The 15,796-nt window shown below is 50.1% G+C and carries 13 protein-coding genes; 3 read left to right on the top strand and 10 right to left on the bottom strand.

Annotation, left to right across the window (positions count from 1 at the left end):
• Positions 1-282 precede the first annotated feature (282 nt).
• A complete protein-coding gene (locus MSL71_RS12285) occupies positions 283-2,700 on the top strand; it encodes an ATP-binding protein (RefSeq protein ID WP_180140721.1) in 2,418 nt (805 codons plus the stop codon).
• Between the two features lie 345 nt (positions 2,701-3,045).
• Here MSL71_RS12285 and MSL71_RS12280 read toward each other — a convergent pair whose 3' ends face one another.
• From MSL71_RS12280 to MSL71_RS12245, 8 genes are all read right to left on the bottom strand, one after another.
• The gene (locus MSL71_RS12280) at positions 3,046-4,158 is read right to left on the bottom strand and encodes a linear amide C-N hydrolase (RefSeq protein WP_180140719.1); all 1,113 of its coding nucleotides are present in this window, start codon (positions 4,156-4,158) and stop codon (positions 3,046-3,048) included.
• 1,055 nt (positions 4,159-5,213) lie between these two features.
• Positions 5,214-5,738 carry a MarR family winged helix-turn-helix transcriptional regulator gene (locus MSL71_RS12275; RefSeq protein ID WP_180140717.1) on the bottom strand — a complete coding sequence of 175 codons (525 nt, stop codon included), beginning with the start codon at positions 5,736-5,738 and terminating at the stop codon, positions 5,214-5,216.
• Positions 5,739-5,883: 145 nt separating this feature from the next.
• A complete protein-coding gene (locus tag MSL71_RS12270; RefSeq protein ID WP_180140715.1) occupies positions 5,884-7,773 on the bottom strand; it encodes an FUSC family protein in 1,890 nt (629 codons plus the stop codon).
• Between the two features lie 20 nt (positions 7,774-7,793).
• A complete protein-coding gene (locus tag MSL71_RS12265; RefSeq protein WP_180140713.1) occupies positions 7,794-8,807 on the bottom strand; it encodes an HlyD family secretion protein in 1,014 nt (337 codons plus the stop codon).
• 11 nt (positions 8,808-8,818) lie between these two features.
• Positions 8,819-9,031 (bottom strand): DUF1656 domain-containing protein, encoded by a 213-nt coding sequence (locus MSL71_RS12260; protein WP_180140712.1) that lies wholly within the window; start codon positions 9,029-9,031, stop codon positions 8,819-8,821.
• Between the two features lie 479 nt (positions 9,032-9,510).
• Positions 9,511-9,729: a hypothetical protein gene (locus MSL71_RS12255; RefSeq protein ID WP_180140709.1), complete on the bottom strand. Its 219-nt coding sequence runs from the start codon at positions 9,727-9,729 to the stop codon at positions 9,511-9,513.
• A gap of 103 nt (positions 9,730-9,832) precedes the next feature.
• Positions 9,833-10,666 carry a class I SAM-dependent methyltransferase gene (locus MSL71_RS12250; RefSeq protein ID WP_246317782.1) on the bottom strand — a complete coding sequence of 278 codons (834 nt, stop codon included), beginning with the start codon at positions 10,664-10,666 and terminating at the stop codon, positions 9,833-9,835.
• A 74-nt stretch (positions 10,667-10,740) separates the two neighbouring features.
• Positions 10,741-11,187 carry a DUF3795 domain-containing protein gene (locus MSL71_RS12245; RefSeq protein ID WP_180140707.1) on the bottom strand — a complete coding sequence of 149 codons (447 nt, stop codon included), beginning with the start codon at positions 11,185-11,187 and terminating at the stop codon, positions 10,741-10,743.
• 311 nt (positions 11,188-11,498) lie between these two features.
• Between MSL71_RS12245 and MSL71_RS12240 the strand changes: the two genes are divergently transcribed.
• The gene (locus MSL71_RS12240) at positions 11,499-11,885 is read left to right on the top strand and encodes a septal ring lytic transglycosylase RlpA family protein (protein ID WP_246317781.1); all 387 of its coding nucleotides are present in this window, start codon (positions 11,499-11,501) and stop codon (positions 11,883-11,885) included.
• 212 nt (positions 11,886-12,097) lie between these two features.
• Positions 12,098-12,214, top strand: a complete 117-nt coding sequence (locus MSL71_RS26690) for a hypothetical protein (RefSeq protein WP_425484419.1) — start codon at positions 12,098-12,100, stop codon at positions 12,212-12,214.
• A 375-nt stretch (positions 12,215-12,589) separates the two neighbouring features.
• Here the strand turns inward: MSL71_RS26690 and MSL71_RS12230 are convergent, their stop codons facing one another.
• Both MSL71_RS12230 and MSL71_RS12225 read right to left on the bottom strand, forming a co-directional pair.
• Complete coding sequence (locus MSL71_RS12230; RefSeq protein ID WP_180140705.1) at positions 12,590-13,999, bottom strand: hypothetical protein; 1,410 nt, start codon at positions 13,997-13,999, stop codon at positions 12,590-12,592.
• Positions 14,000-15,001: 1,002 nt separating this feature from the next.
• Entirely contained in the window at positions 15,002-15,562 is a 561-nt protein-coding gene (locus MSL71_RS12225) for a sugar O-acetyltransferase (RefSeq protein WP_180140703.1), read from the bottom strand.
• Positions 15,563-15,796: the final 234 nt, after the last annotated feature.

Genomic DNA, 15,796 nt, shown 5'->3' with positions numbered 1-15,796 from the left:
GAAAAAAACGGATAACTGGACACACCGTTTTCGTGCCATGCCCGTTTTACGGGGCTCACATTTTGCACCGGCAGGCATTGACTTGGTACCGCACAGGGTATATTGTCATCCGCCTTGATTGATAGGGGTGCAAGATCGATCGTGATAGAAACAAACTTACCGAAAAAAACGCTCTGTCGAAATCAGAAATGAACGTCAGCGATATTTATTCGATACATTCACGCAGAGAGCCACAAACCCGACATCCCCGCGACCATCACAGATGAACACAAAGCAAAAAGCATGAAATACACATACTCAATTATCTGCGCCATTTTGATCCTCTATGTTGCCAGTTTTCAGGCAGTAAGTGGCATCGAGCCCTCTCCCCCCCTCCGCGTTGGAATTTGCTACACCCCCCCTTTCTGCTTTACCGGACCTGACGGCAAGGCCCTGGGTATCTATCCGGATCTGATAAACAAAATTGCGTCAAAGGAGCACTGGAAAACAACATTTATTTCCAGCAGCTGGTCCGAGGGGTTAGAGCAGTTGCAGCGGGAAGAGATAGATCTCATCGCTCATATCGGCTTTTCAGAGGAACGTCAGCGGACCATGGATTTCAACCATGAATCCATCTTTGATGAGTGGGGGCAGATCTTCTTAAAACCGGGCAATTCCATTGAAAGCATCCAGGACCTGGAAGGGTTGCGTGTCGCCGTTGAAGAGAATGACATCAATGGACATAACTTCGTCAAAACCACCGAATCCATGGGAATCCACTGCGACATTGTGATCATGCCCACCCGTGAAGATGTCTTCCGTGCGGTCCAGAAAGGTACAGTTGCAGCCGGAGTGACCTCGCAACACTTCGGTCTCAGGCATGCTCGAGATTTCGAGTTAATTGCAAGCTCAATTCAATTTTCCCCTTTTTCTCTCTTTTTTGCTTCAAAAAAAGGGCTCCATGGCGACAAGCTCGCTGTCATTGATTCATACCTGCATCGGTGGAAACAAGTTTACAACTCCTACTACCACGAGCGGCTCTTCTACTGGATGGGGGCAAATGCTGCATATGAAAAAACCATCATCCCACGCTGGCTCATCAATACCGTGGGGGCCATTGTCATTATTTCAGCCCTTTTGGCGGCCCTCAGCCGGGCGCTTAACAACAAGGTGAAAAAAAAGACCCGGGAACTACGTTCTCAAAAGAAACAGTACAAAGACCTGGTAGAAAATGCCAACAGCATTATCCTCAGAATGGATAAAAACGGCCGTGTCCTTTTCCTCAACCGGTTCGGCCTGGACCTCTTTGGATATACCAGAGACGAAATTTATGGGCGAAACGTACTGGACATGATTCTCTCCCCGGAAACGGCTCAATCATACCGTTTCATCACTGCGGACAAGAAGACCTTCAAGCTGCCGGAAAATTATGAATTCATGGAAAATGAAAACATCTGCAAAGACGGCAGAACCGTAGCCATTCAGTGGAGCAATCGAGCCATAAACGACCATGACGGTCATTTCCATGAAATTTTATGCATCGGCACGGACATCACCCAGCGCCGCCAACTGGAAGCCAGCCTTTCCCACTCCCAGAAAATTGAAGCCATCGGGACCCTGGCTGGAGGGATTGCCCACGACTTCAACAACATCCTTACCATCATCTTTGGATATACCGATCTGGCAAGGCTTTACATCGACAAGCCCGAAAAGATAAAAAACGCTTTGGACCAAATCTCACAAGGGGGACTCAGGGCCAAAGAGCTAATAGGGCAGATCCTTACGTTCAGCCGGAAATCAGAAACAAAACAGCAGACGCTCCAGCCCCTTCATATTGTCAAGGAAACCATCGCACTGCTGAGGCCGGCCCTTCCTTCAACCATTAAAATCGAAAGCACCCTTACATCAAAAAGCACCATCCATGCAGACCCCACTCAGATTCACCAGATCATCATGAATCTCTGCACCAATGCGTACCATGCCATGGAGGAAACCGGAGGCACCCTGCGCGTTGCCCTGACGGATATACGAATCCGAGAGGACGAAACGGATCTGGCACAATGTCCCTCAACCCCAGGCGACTACACCCTTCTTGAAGTGAGCGACACCGGCAGTGGTATTGATCCGGACATCATAGAAAAAATTTTCGATCCTTATTTCACGACAAAGCAGAGGGGAAAAGGAACGGGCTTGGGGCTGTCCCTTGTCCACGGGATCGTAAAGGAGCACATGGGCCATATCCATGCCCAAAGCATCCAAGGAGAAGGAACCACCTTTAACGTATATCTGCCGGTTTTAAAGGACAACACCAGCGCCGTCTCGGGAGAGACCCATCGTGGGAAGATCATCGGCGGAAACGAGACGATACTTGTCGTCGATGATGAGAGCAAAATCGCAGACAGCCTGTCGCAAATTTTGTCGCGGCATGGCTATACGGTCAAGGCGTTTACCGATGCAGCAAAAGCATTGGCGTTTTTTCAGGAAGAGCCGGACACTGTGGACCTGGTCCTCACAGACATGACCATGCCCGGTATGAGGGGGTCTGCGCTTACCCGGGAAATCCTCCGCTGTCGACCGAAGCTCCCTGTCATTTTGTGTTCCGGTGACATCGAGCCACTGTCTGTTGAATATTTGCAGGAATCCGGTATCGCAGATTACATCCAAAAGCCGATCATGATGGGGAACCTGCTGCAAAAAATAAGAAAGCAGCTTGATGGATAAAGAGACTGTCCCTTTTTACTTTTTATTCCATGACAATTTTTTGAGAAGCTTTTTTTGTTACTATTCAGCTCAAAAAAACCAGCCTCCGGCGGCAAGGTGTGCCACCTTGAAAGCAGATAGCAGATGTGTTTTGCCCCTCGTTCCTCGGGTCAAATCACATCCGCCTTTAAAGTAAAAATTCACTCAAAAAGATTTCTTAAAACCTGTTTATTAAACTTTTTAAACGTTTTGCCCCCGGCAGGGCCGCCGGAGGCATAAGCTGAATAGTTACCTTTTTTTCAAAAAAACGCCCCAGGCCATCACGGGTGATGGACCGGGGCGTTTTACGCATAAAGCGGGCAGCCTCTATACAGAGGGGGTTATATCCCAGACATCCTGCTCTTTTTTCGAATCCAGGGTGATGTGCCAGATCATATTCTTGGTAAAGTCGATGCGGTCCAAATCAACTTTTCTCACCCGCCGGTTGTGCTGCGTATGGAAATACAGCTTGTGCTCATGCTGATCCCAGGCCGTGGTCCAGAGTGTTGTACTCCTCATCCCTTTCAGGTCGCCCTTTATACCATCGGAACCTTCGCCAGTTCCCAGGGGGAGGTTAAAGTTATCGAGAATCCGAAACACTTCGTAGACGGTTTCGCTCGAATGCTTGGTCGGGCGAGCGGTCTGGGTCCAGGCAACGGCCCGGACAAAACGGGAGGGCGGCGTAAAATCACCGGGCAGCCCGACCATTCCGCTTGCTCCACCTGTGGGGTTCAATGCGACCCCTTCAATATCCTTGCTCGGGGCCTCTTCGGAAGTAAGCTTCACATAATTCCTCAGGTTGGTCATGTGCCAGTCATAGGAAGGCGAGTTGGTAATCACGCCCAGGGGGTTGTCGAAAAAGCGGATCTTCCCTTTCAAGCACTCGATAACAACGGACTTACCCGAGGGTTCGGTGACAATCCAATGGGCATCCACCGGCATTTCCAGGGCCTCTTCCACCACTGCCACAAGGCGCACCCCGTCCATCCCTTTTTTGACCTCGTCCACAGTGGCGTATTGCGTAAGGATATAGGCGACCACATCCACTGCGGTGATTGTATCCTTTGCATTGACGGGGTCGTAAGCCATGTACTCGGCAGTGCCGGGGTGATAGAACAGCCCTGCCGTGAGCCCCTTTTCATTCATGCCGTCTGAGAGCGTATCCTTTTTGAGCATATCCAGGGCAACAACCCCGTATACCGATTCCCAGGCCTTGCCGTTGTTACCATCCGGAGTCAGTCCCCTGAATGCATACCCGCGGGGAACAATGGCGACCCTTGAGTTCAAATCAAAGGCACCCCACTCCATGGAGCGCCCATAGACGCACGATCCGTCTTCCGCCACCAATCGTACCCCGGTGCATGCCTCAGCAGAGGCAAAGCAAAACAAGAACAGCAGCAGGGTACCTGTCAGCCAACCTGTCAACTTACGTCCGAACATGAATCGATCTCCCGTATTATGGATTTTTATTATCGCCGGTACGGCCACCGGCACCAGTGACTGCCCACACCTGCTTCACGGCCGACACCCACCAAAACCAATGCAATGAAACGCCTTTGCATCGCCACTCCATGGATATGCTCAACGGCTATGTGCAGCAGATAATTGCAGCCAACAGAGACAGCATTGAACTGCCATGAAAATTCCCCGAATGGGGTATTTTGCGAAACGCCCTGCCCCCATTTCGGGGAAGCCGTCACATTTCTGGGAAAAACATTTTCTGGTCATATGAACGAGGAAAGCCGCAGCGGCCACTGATAAATCAAGGCCCTTCAGGTTACGATACGCAGGCTCAACGCCCGCTCTCTGTTCAACGCATCGATGCGGCTGTCAGTCTCGACTTTTTACATATATTTTCAGATGTATCTTGACGCTACATTCAGAGACATTCAGCGTCTCAGCGGTCTTTGTAATCGGCCAGTAGCGAAACTATTTCTGTTCCGCGTGGCGTAAGCAGGTTGAAAAAGGGGGGGACTCTAAAGATTTTGACTTCATGCTAGCTATTTATTCTTCTTTGCGAAAGAGAAGCATTTCACAAGGAGAAAGAGAGGTCAAGTCTATGTTGTTTCTTTCTATTACGCCTTTGCACTATCAAACAAGAATTGAACTCACAGGAAATCAGATTTATCAAAGGAAAAAATAAAAGGGACAGGCTCTTCATATCCTGAGTGAATACTCAAAAAAGAGCCTATCACTTTCATTTCATGAGAAAAGACGATCTTAAAAAAGATAAATGTCATTACGCCTGGCTATGGAGAAAAAATCGCCATGCTTCAAAACTGCAAATTGTAATTCACCGTTTTCTGATCGAGTTTCTCACCCCTCGGGCGAGTCGAGTATACCCATCTCCTGCGTTGCCAGAACGTTGAGGTAAATCACTACATCTACGGCTCTGGTACATTGAATATGGGTACGCGCGACTCGTGAAATATCCGGGCTATGCCTGATTCATATCTAAGATCACATGTTCCCGGTAATGCCAACGTCCGATGTGACTATTTATTTTGGGAATCCTTAATGGACTGGACCAGGGCCTCAATATGGGCGTTATAACCTTTTATCCTTAAAATTGAAGCGTCGGTCAGGGGAGAAGACGTCGTTTGAGCAACGGCCTGGATGGTTTTCAGGTAACTGGGCAGGATTTCGGACATGAGCTTGTGCCCTTTTGGCGTCAGACTGACCATGGCAGAGCGTCGATCGTTGGGGTCGGTTTTTCGATGAACAAGGCCGTCCCGTTCCAACACATCAAGATTGTGGGAAGAGGACGCCCGGGTCATCTCGGCCACGATTGCAAGGTCAGCGGGCCTCATGATTCCTTCCGGATGAAGATAAAGCCCCCTGAGCATATCAAAACGCCCCTTGGGTTGACCGCTGATGGTTTCCGTCAGCAGCCTCAGCATCTCATGAAGTTTCTCCACTTCCAAAAACCAATTCATGGTCGTTTCAAAAAGGGAGTCATCAATGTCTTGCTGTTCACGCACATAAGAAAGTTGTGCTTGGAGCATCTCTTTTTTTTTCATGTTGCCGTCCGCCTTTTACAGTTTTTTGAAGCTTCGCCTTGGGGCGTCTATATGTAAAAATCTTAACGAGCGGTGTCAACGAAAGATGTCCCGGCCTCCCTGCCGGTCCCTGGGTACAGGCGTACAGCGATTCAGATTACGGAGGTTATGACGGCATATGCGTCAAGGCAAGCTGACCTGCATGATCACGATAAATCCTGTGCAGTTCGGTTGAGGCCTGCATAGACGCACCATCCATGGCTCCGTCGCGATTGAGTGCCCCTTTGTCAAAAGCCAATCCATGGGCCAAAGACCTTGAAAGGCACTCCGCAGCCAACGCCGCCATGGCAGCATGGTTTGCCAGGGTGGGACACACCCCACGGCTGGCAGGCCCGGCCCATGCCGACATGAGTTGAGCATGTTGCCGGGCGATGCCAAGTTTTTCCATGGATTCATGGGGCAATGGCGTAGCAAGGGCCAGCCTGATCTGCTCAAAGCAACAGGACGCGTGCCGCTGAAACCGCCGCTTGGGGGACGAGGGATAAAAAAGGGCAATGAGAAGACCGGAAACCAAGGTACCTCCAGCCATACACCAGGCATAACTTGTGACGACTGCGAATGAAGCCATGGTCGCGGCATAACTGTAGGCACAACTGTTCATCAGCACCCCCACCAGCATCCCCAAACCCCGAACGCGTGGATTGGGAGCGTGCATGAGCCAACCCCAGAACGTAAAAATCGATGCGATCACGAGAAAGAAGAACTCGGTACTGTGGATGACCGGGAGAACAAAAAAAAGAAGCAATGCGCTTAAAACCATTGCAGCGAATTGGATAACAACAACAAAGGGCAGTGTCAGAGCCGGCCCTGCTGTACAGAAAATAATCTGAAGCGTGGCAAGAAGAGGAATGGCCGACCCTCCGGGCCAGCCTGTAAACCGCCACAAAACCATACCAAGGGTTGTTGCTCCTCCTGCAAGGAGTGCTTTCCATGCACTGTGAAAGGGGCCGCCGTAAGGATCCTCCCGCATGGGGTGATAAGCCTTCTGCATGCAGTCGGCTGTGGTGTCCTCAGTAAGGAAGCATCGCCTGGTTTCATATTCAAGGCGGTCCATGCACTCATGGGCCAATGAAATGAGTTCACACCAGGGCCCTTGGAAGGGTTTAGATGGAACAGGCCCGGCATCGTTGTCGTCATGACGCTGGCATGATGCGTCACCACGACAGGGAAATTCCGATCGGAGGGTATGCAGCCTGTTTGCAAGGGAGCGAAGGTAGCATGCGGAAAGGCTTCGGGACGTCACGTCAAAGGAGGCTGAGGGAGGCTCGGTGCAAATCAGGGTAAGATGAGCGGCCAGGTCGTCCAAAATGGCAAGAACGCGTTCATGACTCAGACGTTTTCTACGGAAAGCATTCGTGTCACGGCAGGCATGGCGCAACTCATCCCGCAGCAGGGCAACCCCGCCGCAAAGCTCTCCCGGTTGAAGCAAAGGCGAAACGCTACCCTGGACAACCTGGTCGGCCCGTTGACCGGACAACGCGGAGAGCTTTTCAATGAGACGACAAAGGTTGTTCCGGTAGTCCTCGCCGGCATATCTCGGAAGAACAAGCTGGTGGGAGAGAGCTGCGGCCACAAGGCCGATGGACACACCGCAGACACGGTCCACGGCCAGATAAAACGCAAGGATCGGTGCGTTGACATGGGTGAGGGTTACCAACCCGGCGGCCACAACGGCCCATCGCCAAAACTGAGGGTGCCGTGTTTCGAGCATGGCGTAGGTCCCCAACATGGCCAGAGAGCCGCAGGCCAGAGCGTACACCAGGCCAGTCTGAGAGAGAAGACCAACGAGAAAAAGCCCTGCAAGTGTTCCCGCGATATTTCCTGCGAGGCGCTTAAAAAGTTTGTCTGAGACGGCACCATAATTCATCCCCTCAACCACAAGAATTGTTGTGGGAGCCCAATAGGGGTTTTCCAGTCCGAGCCACAGCGAGGCATACAGAGCCCCCGCCACAGCAAGCCCCGTACGGAACGCATACCCCGCCTGCCTTATCTGCATGTTGCTCTCCTTGCCCTGTATCAGGATCCGCTGCTGATGGCCACAGATGCCGTGGTACCGGGAATAACCCTCAGGTCCTTGATTGTTGATGAAAAAGTTATCTCCACGGGCACCCTCTGGGCCAGGCGGACCCAGTCAAATACAGCAGGAAGGCTGGGAACGAGTCCTGCTGAGGCAGAAAACTCACTTGGTGAGATGGCACAGCCAATGCTCTTGACCTGGCCCTGTAACGGGGTATCGGGCATGGTCATAAGAGACACCGTAGCAGGACTCCCCATGCGGATGGATTCCAGCTGGGTTTCTTTAAATGCTGCCATCACATGGATACTCTGGTCATCCACAACCGCCATCACAGGCTGACCTGTCACCGCGTAGTCCCCGGGGTTGATCCTTACGTTGACAACATGCCCGTTCACCGGAGAGCGGACTTCTGTATAAGAGAGGTCTAATTCAGCCCTCTCAAGGCGAAGGCGAGCGCTTTCGATGAGCACGTTGTCCTCCCCTGTGGCCCCAAGCCGCATTTTTGCTTCCTTCAGTGCGGCCCGTGAGGCATCAAGTGCAGAGGAAGATTCGTCAAAGGCCATCACCGCATCATCCAGGCTCTTCTGACTGATGCTGTTATGCTTCAAGAGAAACTCGTACCGCTCCTTGTTCCGTTTGGTATTAACGTATGTTGCCTCGGCCGATTTAACCCGGGCCGTGGCAATGTCCACTGTGGCCCTCAGGGTTGCCACCTCCTGCCGTGCCTTCCGAAGGGCGGATGCAGCACTGTCCCGGGCCAGGACATATGGCCTTGCGTCAATTCGAAAGAGTACGTCGCCATTACGGACCTTTGCGTTGTCGGTAACCTTTACTTCAGAAATCTTGCCGTTGACCTGGGGCGCCAAGGCTACGATATCTGCTTCCACAAGACCATGGCGGGTCCATGGTCGAAGCTCATATCTGCGATACGCCGTCAGCATGAGAAACCCTGACACAAGAATCAATCCACCGGTTGCGAGCAGCCGATGAACGCTGTTTTTTTGTAACTTCATGCACTCTTTCCTTACGGTGTTGTGGTGATAAGGGTCAACAAAGCGCTGTATCCTGCTGCCAGGGCCGTTACCACAAGCATCGGATGGCAGAATCGCTGCATCAGGTTGCATGCCTCTAAGACACGGCGTGTTACCATCGCCCCGGCAAGACCACCGGTGACAATGGGAAGAAGCGGGGGAAAGTAAAGGCCGCAAAAGGGGATCTCCATAAATGGAACTGGCATGGTTTAAACTCCTCATATGGGTTCAGGTGCCTTGCAAGGCACTGGGTTTTCATTCTAACACCTCGAAAAAGAAGCATAACCTGCCCCTGTAGTTCAAAGCAGGAAGGGCATTGACAATGCCCTTCCTGCTTGAGCTGGAGATTTATCCTCCGAAAGGGTGTTCGGGCCTTTCGAAATCAATGGGCGGCACCTAAATGACGGTTGCAGCCAAAGAGTTGCCCCCTTGTGTTGAACCACCTGTAATCGATCTGTGTTGTGCTCTTCAACCAGGCCCTTCACCAACCAATCCCGAAGACATAATGTATGATAAAGGGCCATTAGATCAGTGTTCAAGCATTGCCTTCAGGGTCGCTTAAACATCACGGAGAACTTAATTAGACGACTGATAGTTAGATGTCAAATTATTTTTTGAACCATATTCCAGGCCTGGGAAAAAGCAGCAGGTCGACTTGAGAAAGCTGCGAACACCACAGAACGTGTCAAGGGATTAAAAGAACCGGATAGGACGGATGTTGCGGAATCGTTTGTTCGTCGGGGGATTTGGTCAGAGGGTGGGCCACAGGCTTTTGATGATTGTTGTCATTTCGTATGTCCTTAGCTGTTGCCCCATCAATGAAAGGAACACCAAAACGCTTGCAAAACACTCCAAGGGGTTCTGTTTCTTCCACCACACGCATACCATCAAGAATAGAACGCAAGAAAAACGATAGATCCTTACGTGGACAGCGCTTTCATGACCATGAAGGAGCGAACCTCGCAGACAATCGGTGCTAAAGAAACACAGGGAACTATGCACCCGGGTTACCTTGTGTTGCTGTGCCCTTTTTCACCCGAGGTGTATAACACGCCCATGTCGAGCCAGATCCCTTTATCTGAAGCAAGATCTGCTGCTTCAGCCATGTGCTCTTTTTTAAATTGTAAAAAATCTTTTTCGGAAAGTTGACTTACCAACCCGCGAAATCCCCCGTTCCATATGATGTACCACCAATCCGAGGCATCTCTTAAATAATACCCGCACTCTTTCTGCTCACAGTGTATATTTTGCAATCCTGCGGTCTTAAAAAGAGTGGTGCATTGTTTTTCAGTTGAAACGCCTTTCCAGGCCATGCTTGACACTTCAATACCGTACTTTGCAAGACGATTGAGAAACACATTTACAAGAGGTGTAAAGGCATTATCCGAAAATGTTGTTATAAGCACCGCACCTCCGGGTTTAACTTTACTGGCTACATGGATCAGCTGTTTTGCCATATCCTCAACAAAAAAAATACTGAAAGAACTCACCGCAACATCGAAATGATTATCCTTGTAATCAATCGCCTGCATATCCATTTCAACAAATGTAACATTCGGTATCCCCAGTTTATTTTTGTTTTCTATGGCCTGTGCGAGCATACCTTCTGAAAAATCTATGCCCGTCACATGTCCATCCGGCAAATCCCTGGCAAGGGCAAACGCCACATACCCAGTGCCCGTGGCCACATCAATGACATGCTCATCTCCCCTCATATTCAATAAAGAGGAGACTTCATCAGGGGCCTCAGAAAAAAACCGCATTGCCGAATGCCCATACCCAGCAGAAATAGCATTAAACGTGTTCCTGTAAGCCTCTTTCAATCCGGGGTTCTCCATCATGAGATCTCCTCGTATCATTAAGGCACAACGTAACCTTAAGGACACAACAGCAGGTCATATTGCCGAATATATGATTATCTTTCAGAGAGAGTCCACGGTTTAGTAAAGTAGGTTTCACGAACGTTAAGAGCCTTTGATTTAGCCCAGTTTTCCAACCCCATCCTGTTTATCAGGCACAAATTAAAGACTTTCATATTGTGCGGTAACTCAGCAGCCCTGTCAGCATAAGGGTGCAGGTTATCGCATGGAAATTCGTCACAATCTCCACAAAAATCAACTTCCTTGATTTTAGAGCATTCATATGCGGCACAGCGATGCGAATCGCCGAAGAGATGCTTTTGCAATGGTATCTTGCCATCGTGATGTCGGCACCCTTTGCACAGCATGATCTCAACAGGCACATTGTATTCTTCGGACATTTTTTCTACAGCGGCTCTTACCTCCTCGTTTTCGCGGGCTAAATAGAAATGGCAATTAAAACAATCAAGGCCACAGGGTGCTGTCATCTGAAAGTAATCCATTAATTGGTTCTCCTCATCATTTTTAGATTCATTTTGACAAGGCAGATTATAGTTCAACCCACGACGCTAAAGCATCACCCATTTGGGGGATATGGATAAGATTTATGGGATAAAAAGAGCCTTTCCAGCCCGTCCCTTTTCGAGACGACCAGGCGAAAGACGGGCTGATCACCTGAGTGAGCACACACACCTTTTCATGGTGGAGAGATGGACAGTGTGATAGATAAGGGAACTCCTATTGTGATCTACCGCAAGCGCATCGCTTGATATTATTGGAGATATAAACGACACAGCCTGAAAGGAGAGTTTTTTTGAAAGCAGGTAATAAATTCGTTTTTTGTATGATCGTGGCTTTCACCGTAGGTTGCACGAGCCTTCCCAGAAAAAGCCCTTCGAACTGGATTGGCTATACCGAACGCGGCAAGGCGTCCTTTTATGCCATGAAGTACCAATTCAGAAAAACAGCAAGTGGTGAACGGTTCAACCAGTTATCCAAGACAGCCGCCCATAAAAGGCTTCCATTCGGCTCAAAGGTCAAAGTGACAAACGTAAAAAACGGCAAAAGCGTTATCGTCAAAATCAACGACAGAGGGCCTTTTGTCAAAGGGCGCATCATTGACTTGTCCCGTTCTGCATTCAGCAATATCGGCAACACCGCTTCGGGTGTGATCAACGTCAGGATCGAAGTGATCGAATAGCCCATGCCCCCCTATCGACCATCGGGCGGTTCGCCGATTGGTGTCCACTTGGAACTGTCTTTCTATGTGGACTCCTCAAAATCAGCTTGGAGCACACAAAAAAATATTCCCTGAGACACAACTTGTTGTTCTGCCATAAAAACCGACTATTTCAACAAGGCTAACCGCATACGTTCAGGCACTCCTTTGCAGCCCACCGTCTTGAAAACAGCGTGATTATCCGTGTTGTTCAGGAGCTCATGGGTCACAGCGACGTCAAAACCACGAAAATGCCCCCCATGTCATGGACAAGGGGGGTCGCAGCATTGCTTCTCCGGTGGGTATTGTGATGGAATAAAAGGGGAAAGGAAAGGCGGACATGCGCATCGTTATTCACCGAAAATCGATGGCGCACACGGCTTCCGAAGTGTGTTGTAAAGGATGGCTTTCCCACCCTCGTGTGCGAAACGAATCCGGTTCGGTTGGAGGAAGAAAACGCTGGGGTTGGCCCTGAGGAGCGAGGGCCAAACCCCAACGGTAATCTGATGTCAAGGTAGAGCACCTTGCCGATGGAGGCATCGCTTTTATTCTTTTTCTCGTTCCCAGACTGAGCCTGGGAACGAAAGGTATCCTGATATCAGAGAGTGCCCTCTCCCCTGCCCGCCGAAGGCTTGCTTTTTGCTCCACGTTGGCCATCGAAGGCGTTTCTTGTTGGCTTTATTTACCTAATCCCGCTCCACAGCCGTCATGTCCACGGTTTTCGGGTAGGTTTCATTGCCGAGGGCTTCCAGGGCGTCCAGATCCACGGGGGTAGACTCGGGAGTAAGCCAGGAGCCCTTCTTTTTCAGGATATCCGCGGCTTTGTTCCAGGGATAGGTGATAACCAGGGTGTCACCTGCGCCGTTGACGGAAAGGCTTGAAGGGTAACGGGTCAGCACCTTGCCCCCGAGCCATACCTGGCTCCCCAGGGGCATGGTTTCAAAGGCGGAGAGGATGTACTTGCCGTCGGTGATGTCGGCCATGTCCGTGCCGAGACCGGCCACGGAAGCGATGACCATGTAGCAGGTGTTGCCCACCATGCAGGCGTCGGCGATTCCGTAGAGCTGGAGGGGATCCAGGATATCTCCCACGGTGCTGCTGAGGTTGCCGGCCACCCAGGTGATGAAATCGTCGTAGATAAAGTCCACGGTGCTGTGGATAAAGGGATCGGGATCACCGGCCAGGATCTTGCCGACGTTGAGCACGGAGCAGACACCGCCCAGGTTGGTTGTCCCGGGAAGATAGACCCCGGAGGAGGTGATGTAAACCACGCTGAAATCCTCTGCAAAGAGGACCTTGACCTTGCCGTGGTAAGAGAAATCTTCATCTTCGTCTCCGGCGATGGGCGGAAGAGGAACGAGGCCTTCGTCGGTTGCCTCAAAGGGATAGATCTTGTCGGACACCCCGATGAGCAGCCTGCCGTTTGAAGAGACGCCGAAGCCGTAGTTGTAATCCCAGTGGTCTGCGTTCATGGTCAGGTCTTGGCCGAGAAATGCGCCGTCAAACCCCAGGGCCCGGATGCGGACATCCTGGATCTCATCGCCTTTGACCATGGCATAGAGCTCGTCTCTCACGGGGTTTACCGCCAGTTTCAAGCCGATGCGGTAATAGTCGGCCCAGAACCGCTTCAGGGAAAAACTTGCCAGACGGGACAGAGATGCTGCGTCGTAGATTTCCACCTCACAGCTGGTAAAGGCAGAGTTGCGCGTGCCCACCAGAAGCTTGGCGCCGTCGCCGGAAAGGACCATGTCCCAGATGTGGCGCACCTGAAGGGTGTGTGTCTCAATGGCCAGCTCCGTTGCGATTTTGGTGTCAGCGTCCACCACGCTGATCACAGCGTTTCCTGTGCGACGCTGGGCGATAAAGACTTTTTTCCCATCGGCAGAGCGCACCGAAACCATGGCACACCCCGGGGTATCCAGGACAACCGGCTCAACGTTGTCGGGGTCGTTGGTGTTGAGAAGAAGGGTCTTGCCCTGGGTGCCCCCCAGGGGCAGGTTGGTGGTGGAGATAACGGCAGTGTCTTCGCGGCATCCTGCAAGGACCGCTGCGGCGAAAAGTAAAAAGGCCATGAACCATGCATGTTTTTTCATCATACCTCCCTGATATGGATAAACAGTCTGTCCGTGGCCACCGATGCAAGGGTGGCATCTTCGATACCCAAGCCGGATATGTCATCAATGGAGAGAAAATCGATCAAAAAACAGTACATTCCATGTTGCCTTTTTGACATGCCTGTTTTTTCAGCGTAACCAGCTGTAATACCGTCCTATAGACTGATCGTTTTCTCACGGAATATCCGGGCCAAATGATCCGGCACCGCCGTGCGGTGAATCCCGGCGACGTCGTTAGCGTGTTGCCATTGACCGGCCGGTTTTCCGCCCCGGACGGCGTTCCCACCGGAGCCAAACATCGATACATTTGATTAACGATGTTTACCACAAAACTGACCCGTGGGTCAAAATCATTTTCGTCAAAACCAACTGGTAAACCACTTGATTTTTTATGTATTCGCACAACGCTCTATCTATCAAAGAAAAGCCTGACTTGAAAAAAAGCCGGACAAACGTAACGAGAACAGCTTCTGAAGACCGCGAACCGACCAAAGGCCCGGGCCAAAAACTGGCGACAACCGATCAACGGATCTGCCTGTCACTTTTTGGTTTCGAAGGGGGATTGAAAAAACGACTCAAAAGATAAAAAGGTGGGGGTAAGGGGTTGGAAACGACGTCGCCCATGGAAGGTGCATGGGCGTCGGAAACAAAGAGAGTATAGAGAACCTGTCCCCTGTTTCCATTTTAGTCTTCGAGATGATCACGAAGAAACTTATCAATTTGCCTTTTTGACCGCTCAGTACTCTTGTAAGAGTATTTTTGGGCCAATTCCAAAACATCGGGATCGTCTTCAGAGATCATTTTGTTAACCTGAGCTTTCGATTTGTTACGAAACACACCCTTTACCGTTTTATGAATACTTCTGCTCATATATTACCGGTTTCCATTTATTGATTATTATGTGTTATTGGCACAGAACGCCAAGCTAACCGGTATTTATCGTGGCGCGAGGCGACACGATAAATGTCCGAGTTCAGGGCCATATTAAGCATTGTTGTTATGAATTTGCTTGGCAGGATTCCCTGCCACAGTAACATCCGACGGAATACTTTTGGTAACAACGGCCCCCGAGCCAATTACGCATCGTTTGCCAATCGTAACTCCTGGCAATATTACGGCGTTACCTCCAATCCAGCAATCATCACCAATTGTAACTGGTTTTGCAGATTCAAATCCTTCACGTCGCCTAATAGCATCAACAGGATGGGTTGCTGTATAAACTTGCACATTTGGACCAAATAGAACATTTGATCCTATCTCAATTGGCATTACATCCAGTAAAACACAATTAAAATTGAAAAAGACTTTGCTACCAGAATAAATATTGTACCCGTAGTCACAATAAAATGGAGGCTCAATAATTATGTCTGTCGCTGAGTTTGGTAAAAGAGTGTTTAGAATACTTCGATATGTAGAATCATTTCCATATTCAGTGTAGTTGAGCCTGTGAATCAATTCACGAGCTTTCTTTCGCTCATCTAAAAGAATAGTATCAGAAGCATCATATAATTCCCCCTTCAACATTTTATCTTTTTCAGTTTTCATCGCTAATACCTAATATTTTGGACTTAACACATGGCCATGCCGACCTAAAAAGCTAATAGTAACGGGCGCTGAAGTTATGAAAGACGTGGCCAGCTTTTTGGGGTCGGCCATAAGCCAATTGTTCAAGAAAGCCGCTACGCGGCAAATCATTCCTCAACCTGCATAGCAAAAATCAATATCCCTGCATCCCAGCATATTTAAAACGAAAGAAAAACATCGTAGCCTTCCTGTAAC

Origin of the sequence: Desulfoluna butyratoxydans, from assembly GCF_900699765.1 — a bacterium.
Lineage (GTDB): Bacteria > Desulfobacterota > Desulfobacteria > Desulfobacterales > Desulfolunaceae > Desulfoluna > Desulfoluna butyratoxydans.
This window is presented reverse-complemented; position numbering and strand designations above follow the sequence as displayed.